Origin of the sequence: Campylobacter concisus, from assembly GCF_002165775.1 — a bacterium.
Classification (GTDB): Bacteria; Campylobacterota; Campylobacteria; order Campylobacterales; family Campylobacteraceae; genus Campylobacter_A; species Campylobacter_A concisus_E.
In genome coordinates this window covers 1-6,559 of sequence record NZ_NDYP01000014.1, presented here as the reverse complement: position 1 = coordinate 6,559, position 6,559 = coordinate 1, and the positions used below count along the sequence as shown (strand labels likewise).

2 protein-coding genes, 2 tRNA genes and 3 rRNA genes are annotated in these 6,559 nt (G+C 42.0%); 6 read left to right on the top strand and 1 reads right to left on the bottom strand.

Translation table 11 applies throughout. The annotated features are described in order from the left end of the window. The first annotated feature begins 286 nt into the window (after positions 1-286). The 6 genes from B9N66_RS09500 (at position 287) to B9N66_RS10135 (ending at position 6,204) form a co-directional block, all read left to right on the top strand. Positions 287-1,797 (top strand): 16S ribosomal RNA (locus B9N66_RS09500). 94 nt (positions 1,798-1,891) lie between these two features. Further along, positions 1,892-1,968: transfer RNA gene (locus tag B9N66_RS09495), tRNA-Ile, on the top strand. 12 nt (positions 1,969-1,980) lie between these two features. After that, positions 1,981-2,056 (top strand) — tRNA-Ala (locus tag B9N66_RS09490). Between the two features lie 327 nt (positions 2,057-2,383). Then, positions 2,384-5,287, top strand: a 23S ribosomal RNA gene (locus B9N66_RS09485). A 133-nt stretch (positions 5,288-5,420) separates the two neighbouring features. Next, positions 5,421-5,539 (top strand): 5S ribosomal RNA (gene rrf / locus B9N66_RS09480). Together the 16S, 23S and 5S rRNA genes with 2 tRNA genes alongside form the textbook arrangement of a ribosomal RNA operon. 221 nt (positions 5,540-5,760) lie before the next feature. Then, on the top strand, positions 5,761-6,204 hold the full coding sequence (locus B9N66_RS10135) for a ComEA family DNA-binding protein (RefSeq protein ID WP_087580694.1): 444 nt from the start codon (positions 5,761-5,763) through the stop codon (positions 6,202-6,204). Between the two features lie 152 nt (positions 6,205-6,356). On the opposite strand, the gene B9N66_RS09470 is transcribed toward B9N66_RS10135, so the two are convergent. Next, on the bottom strand, positions 6,357-6,559 hold a 203-nt coding region (locus tag B9N66_RS09470), incomplete at its 5' end, for an Rrf2 family transcriptional regulator (RefSeq protein ID WP_219336840.1).

The following is a 6,559-nucleotide window of genomic DNA, read 5'->3' as shown; positions in this document are numbered from 1 at the left end:
TATTTCAACTATATTTAAGTATTGCTCATATATAATTCCAGCTCACGAAATAAGAAACCACCTTTAACTTCATTGGTTAATAAAGCCTTTTCTTTTTATCGTTGTTCTTTTAACTTACAATTGTTAAACTATTAGTCAATCTTTGAAATCTAAACAAGTGATCGATTGAGCCAGTCTATTATTTTATAATTTATAATAGATTAGACAAACTAATAAATAAAACTAAAAGTTTTTTGATTAAAAACTTCATAATAAAATCCTATCAAATAAATTTTGATAGGTAATTAATATGGAGAGTTTGATCCTGGCTCAGAGTGAACGCTGGCGGCGTGCCTAATACATGCAAGTCGAACGGACAAGTAAGAGCTTGCTCTTATGAGTTAGTGGCGCACGGGTGAGTAATGTATAGCTAATCTGCCCTACACTAGAGGACAACAGTTGGAAACGGCTGCTAATACTCTATACTCCTGTCTTACATAAGTTAGATAGGGAAAGTTTTTCGGTGTAGGATGAGGCTATATTGTATCAGCTAGTTGGTGAGGTAATGGCTCACCAAGGCTATGACGCATAACTGGTCTGAGAGGATGATCAGTCACACTGGAACTGAGACACGGTCCAGACTCCTACGGGAGGCAGCAGTAGGGAATATTGCTCAATGGGGGAAACCCTGAAGCAGCAACGCCGCGTGGAGGATGACACTTTTCGGAGCGTAAACTCCTTTTGTTAGGGAAGAACAATGACGGTACCTAACGAATAAGCACCGGCTAACTCCGTGCCAGCAGCCGCGGTAATACGGAGGGTGCAAGCGTTACTCGGAATCACTGGGCGTAAAGGACGCGTAGGCGGATTATCAAGTCTCTTGTGAAATCCTATGGCTTAACCATAGAACTGCTTGGGAAACTGGTAATCTAGAGTGAGGGAGAGGCAGATGGAATTGGTGGTGTAGGGGTAAAATCCGTAGAGATCACCAGGAATACCCATTGCGAAGGCGATCTGCTGGAACTCAACTGACGCTAATGCGTGAAAGCGTGGGGAGCAAACAGGATTAGATACCCTGGTAGTCCACGCCCTAAACGATGTATACTAGTTGTTGCTAAGCTAGTCTTGGCAGTAATGCACCTAACGGATTAAGTATACCGCCTGGGGAGTACGGTCGCAAGATTAAAACTCAAAGGAATAGACGGGGACCCGCACAAGCGGTGGAGCATGTGGTTTAATTCGAAGATACGCGAAGAACCTTACCCGGACTTGATATCTAACAAATCATCTAGAGATAGAAGAGTGTCTGCTTGCAGAAATGTTAAGACAGGTGCTGCACGGCTGTCGTCAGCTCGTGTCGTGAGATGTTGGGTTAAGTCCCGCAACGAGCGCAACCCACGTCATTAGTTGCTAACAGTTCGGCTGAGCACTCTAATGAGACTGCCTTCGTAAGGAGGAGGAAGGTGTGGACGACGTCAAGTCATCATGGCCCTTATGTCCGGGGCGACACACGTGCTACAATGGCATATACAATGAGAAGCAATATCGCGAGATGGAGCAAATCTATAAAATATGTCCCAGTTCGGATTGGAGTCTGCAACTCGACTCCATGAAGCCGGAATCGCTAGTAATCGTAGATCAGCCATGCTACGGTGAATACGTTCCCGGGTCTTGTACTCACCGCCCGTCACACCATGGGAGTTGATTTCACTCGAAGCCGGAATACTAAATTAGTTACCGTCCACAGTGGAATCAGCGACTGGGGTGAAGTCGTAACAAGGTAACCGTAGGAGAACCTGCGGTTGGATCACCTCCTTTCTAGAGTACATATAGATATTCTCTCACAAGATATCTATAAGAAAGATATTCTCAATCATCCTTGTTTAGTTTTGAAAGATTGATAGACCTATAGGGGCCTATAGCTCAGCTGGTTAGAGTGCACCCCTGATAAGGGTGAGGTCACAAGTTCAAGTCTTGTTAGGCCCACCAGAGAATTTAATTGGGGAATTAGCTCAGCTGGGAGAGCGCCTGCTTTGCACGCAGGAGGTCAGCGGTTCGATCCCGCTATTCTCCACCATAAAATAGTTTAACTATATTAAGTCTAATTAGAGAGCTTAAAAATTTAAACTTTCTAATTAGACTTTTGTCTAAATGTTCTTTTAATTAATATTGTTAATAGTCACAAGCAAGTTTTAAAAACAATTTTACAGGACTTGTTAAAGATTTAAATTTCTATTCTCTTTGCATTTAATGCAAAAGTTTGACATCACAATCTATTTAGGATTTAAAACTTATCTAAATAGTAGTCAATGCTTTCCGTCTTGAGAGCTGGGATTTAAATTTAGTAACATAAAGTTATCTTTAACAAGGAAGTGATGCGAATTAGAATAATCTAATATAGAAAAGGTAAGCTACAAAGAGCAAGTGGTGGATGCCTTGGCTAGTAGAGGCGATGAAAGACGTGCCAGGCTGCGATAAGTCTCGGGGAGCCGTCAAGGGGCTTTGATCCGGGAATTTCTGAATGGGGCAACCCAGTTAAGCGCGAGCTTAACTACCTAATATGGAGCGAACGAGGGGAATTGAAACATCTTAGTACCCTCAGGAAAAGAAATCAAAAGAGATTACGCTAGTAGCGGCGAGCGAACGCGTAAGAGGGCAAACCGTTAGTTTACTAACGGGGTTGTAGGACTGCAATATAGACTAAACTTAGCTAATAGAATATTTTGGAAAGATTAAGCATAGAGGGTGATACTCCCGTATATGAAAGCTTTGTTTTACTTAGCAGTATCCTGAGTAGGGCGGAACACGTGATATTCTGTCTGAAGCTGGGTAGACCACTATCCAACCCTAAATACTACTACTAGACCGATAGTGCACAAGTACCGTGAGGGAAAGGTGAAAAGAACTGAGGTGATCAGAGTGAAATAGAACCTGAAACCATTTGCTTACAATCATTCAGAGCCCTATGATTTATCAGGGTGATGGACTGCCTTTTGCATAATGAGCCTGCGAGTTGTGATGTCTGGCAAGGTTAAGGAAACCCGGAGCCGTAGCGAAAGCGAGTCTTAATAGGGCGTTTAGTCAGACGTTGCAGACCCGAAACGATGTGATCTATCCATGAGCAGGTTGAAACCGGTGTAAGAGCCGGTGGAGGACCGAACCCGCTAGCGTTGAAAAGCTATGGGATGACTTGTGGATAGGGGTGAAAGGCCAATCAAACATCGTGATAGCTGGTTCTCTCCGAAATATATTTAGGTATAGCGTCATGTAGTAACACTAGGGGGTAGAGCACTGAATGGGCTAGGGCATACACCAATGTACCAAACCCTATCAAACTCCGAATACCTAGTGTGTAATCATGGCAGTCAGGCGGCGAGTGATAAAATCCGTCGTCGAGAGGGGAACAACCCAGACTAACAGCTAAGGTCCCTAAATCTCATTTAAGTGGAAAACGATGTGGAGTTACTTAAACAACCAGGAGGTTGGCTTAGAAGCAGCCATCCTTTAAAGAAAGCGTAATAGCTCACTGGTCTAGTGATTCTGCGCGGAAAATATAACGGGGCTAAAATGAGTACCGAAGCTTTAGACTTAGTTTTACTAAGTGGTAGGAGAGCGTTGTATTTGCGTTGAAGGTATACCGGTAAGGAGTGCTGGAGCGAATACAAGTGAGCATGCAGGCATGAGTAGCGATAATTGGGGTGGGAATCCCCAACGCCGTAAACCCAAGGTTTCCTACGCGATGCTCGTCATCGTAGGGTTAGCCGGGTCCTAAGCAAAGTCCGAAAGGGGTATGCGATGGAAAATTGGTTAATATTCCAATGCCAACTATAATGTGCGATGGAAGGACGCTTAGAGTTAAGCAAGCTAGCGGATGGTAGTGCTAGTCGAAAGGTGTAGGTTAAGATTCAGGCAAATCCGGATCTTTTTAAGCCGAGACCCCACAGGCGTTTGAAGTTCTTCGGAATGGATAGCGAATTGCCGATACTGTCGAGCCAAGAAAAGTTTCTAAGTTTAGTTATAGTTGCCCGTACCGTAAACCGACACAGGTGGGTGGGATGAGTATTCTAAGGCGCGTGGAAGAACTCTCTTCAAGGAACTCTGCAAAATAGCACCGTATCTTCGGTATAAGGTGTGCCTAACTTTGTTAAGGATTTACTCCGTAAGCATTGAAGGTTACAACAAAGAGTCCCTCCCGACTGTTTACCAAAAACACAGCACTCTGCTAACTCGTAAGAGGATGTATAGGGTGTGACGCCTGCCCGGTGCTCGAAGGTTAATTGATGACGTTAGCTCTGCGAAGCGTTTGATCGAAGCCCGAGTAAACGGCGGCCGTAACTATAACGGTCCTAAGGTAGCGAAATTCCTTGTCGATTAAATATCGACCTGCATGAATGGCGTAACGAGATGGGAGCTGTCTCGAAGAGGGATCCAGTGAAATTGTAGTGGAGGTGAAAATTCCTCCTACCCGCGGCAAGACGGAAAGACCCCGTGGACCTTTACTACAGCTTGACACTGCTATTGGGATAAAAATGTGCAGGATAGGTGGGAGGCTTTGATCCATAGACGCCAGTTTATGGTGAGCCATTGTTGAGATACCACTCTTTTTTATTCTGATAGCTAACTAGCTTGAGTTATCCTCAAGTAGGACAATGTCTGGTGGGTAGTTTGACTGGGGCGGTCGCCTCCCAAAATGTAACGGAGGCTTACAAAGGTTGGCTCAGAACGGTTGGAAATCGTTCGTAGAGTATAAAGGCATAAGCCAGCTTAACTGCGAGACATACACGTCAAGCAGAGACGAAAGTCGGTCTTAGTGATCCGGTGGTTCTGTGTGGAAGGGCCATCGCTCAAAGGATAAAAGGTACCCCGGGGATAACAGGCTGATCTCCCCCAAGAGCTCACATCGACGGGGAGGTTTGGCACCTCGATGTCGGCTCATCGCATCCTGGGGCTGGAGCAGGTCCCAAGGGTATGGCTGTTCGCCATTTAAAGCGGTACGCGAGCTGGGTTCAGAACGTCGTGAGACAGTTCGGTCCCTATCTGCCGTGGGCGCAAGAAGATTGAGGAGAGTTGACCCTAGTACGAGAGGACCGGGTCGAACCAACCACTGGTGCACGAGTTGTTCTGCCAAGAGCACCGCTCGGTAGCTATGTTGGGATGTGATAACTGCTGAAAGCATCTAAGCAGGAAGCCAACTCCAAGATGAATCTTCTTTTAAGAGCTCATATAGACTATGTGTTTGATAGGCTGGGTGTGTAATGGATGAAAGTCCTTTAGCTGACCAGTACTAATAGCTCGTCTGCTTATCTTTTTATAAGCATCACTTCCTTGTTAAGGATAAAAACTTAATAAGATATGTTTTTGCAAAACTTTGTTTATGACTTTTAACTTTATCAAGTAGTGTTAAATAAGAGATTTATCTAATATATCTTTTATTTAACACTGCCCGTGACTATACAGACGAGGAAACGCCTTGCTCCATCTCGAACCAAGAAGCTAAGCTCGTCCTGGCTGATGATACTCTCCCTTACTGGGATGTTGGAAAAGTAGGTCGTTGCGGGCTTTGTTAATTTTTAATCTTCTTTATCTAAACAATCTTCTTTTAGTATTATTTCTTAATTTATAACAAAATATCAAATCTAAAATTTATTTATATTTTTAAATAATTAGACTTTTTATCTTTACATTTATAAATATCTTTTAGCTTATGTTTTTATGCGAGTGTTGACTAAAAACACCAAATATGATAGACTCCAAACCCAAATTTACCCAAAAAGGACAAAAATGAAAAAGATTATATTCTCACTATTAGCAGCAGCTTCTACATTACTAGCAGCCATAAATTTAAACACCGCCACAAAAGAAGAGTTAATGAGTTTAGATGGCATAGGATCTTCAAAGGCAGATGCAATAATAGAGTATAGAAAAGCAAATAAATTTAACTCAATAGAAGATATAAAAAATGTAAATGGTATAGGTGATAAGACATTTGAAAATTTAAAATCAGATATATCAGTATCAGGCACTACAAAGATAGACGAAACAAAAGCTAAAACAAAATCTAAAAAAGATGACACAAAACAAAAAGTAAGTAAAAAGAGTGATGAAGTAAAAGAGAAAAAAGATGGTGCTAAAGATAGCGTAAAAGAAGTCAAAGATAAGAAAGAAAGCCCAAAAGATAAAGCAGAGAAAAAGAGCAAAGCTAAAAAAGAGAAAAGCAAAGAGTAATAAAATCTAGGAATTTATAAAAATTCTTACATAAAATATATATAAAAATAGTTAGGAGCGCATAGCGTTCCTAATAAATAAAATAGATTGGTTTTTTTATATATCTGCCTACTTTTTAAATTCTATAACTTGGTTTGCCTACTTTTTAAATTTTATAAATCAATAAGCTCATCTAATAGATCTTGTAAAGTAATGCTTCTTAAACTATCCTCTAAAGCTTCTTGTGCTTTTAGGAAGTGACCAGTTAAAAGTCCCTCGATCTTGCTACCAAGTGGGCAGGCTTTAGGTGAGTCAGAGTGGATCTTAAAAAGTTTTTCTTTATCATTTACTGCGTTAAAAATTTGAAGGAGGGTTA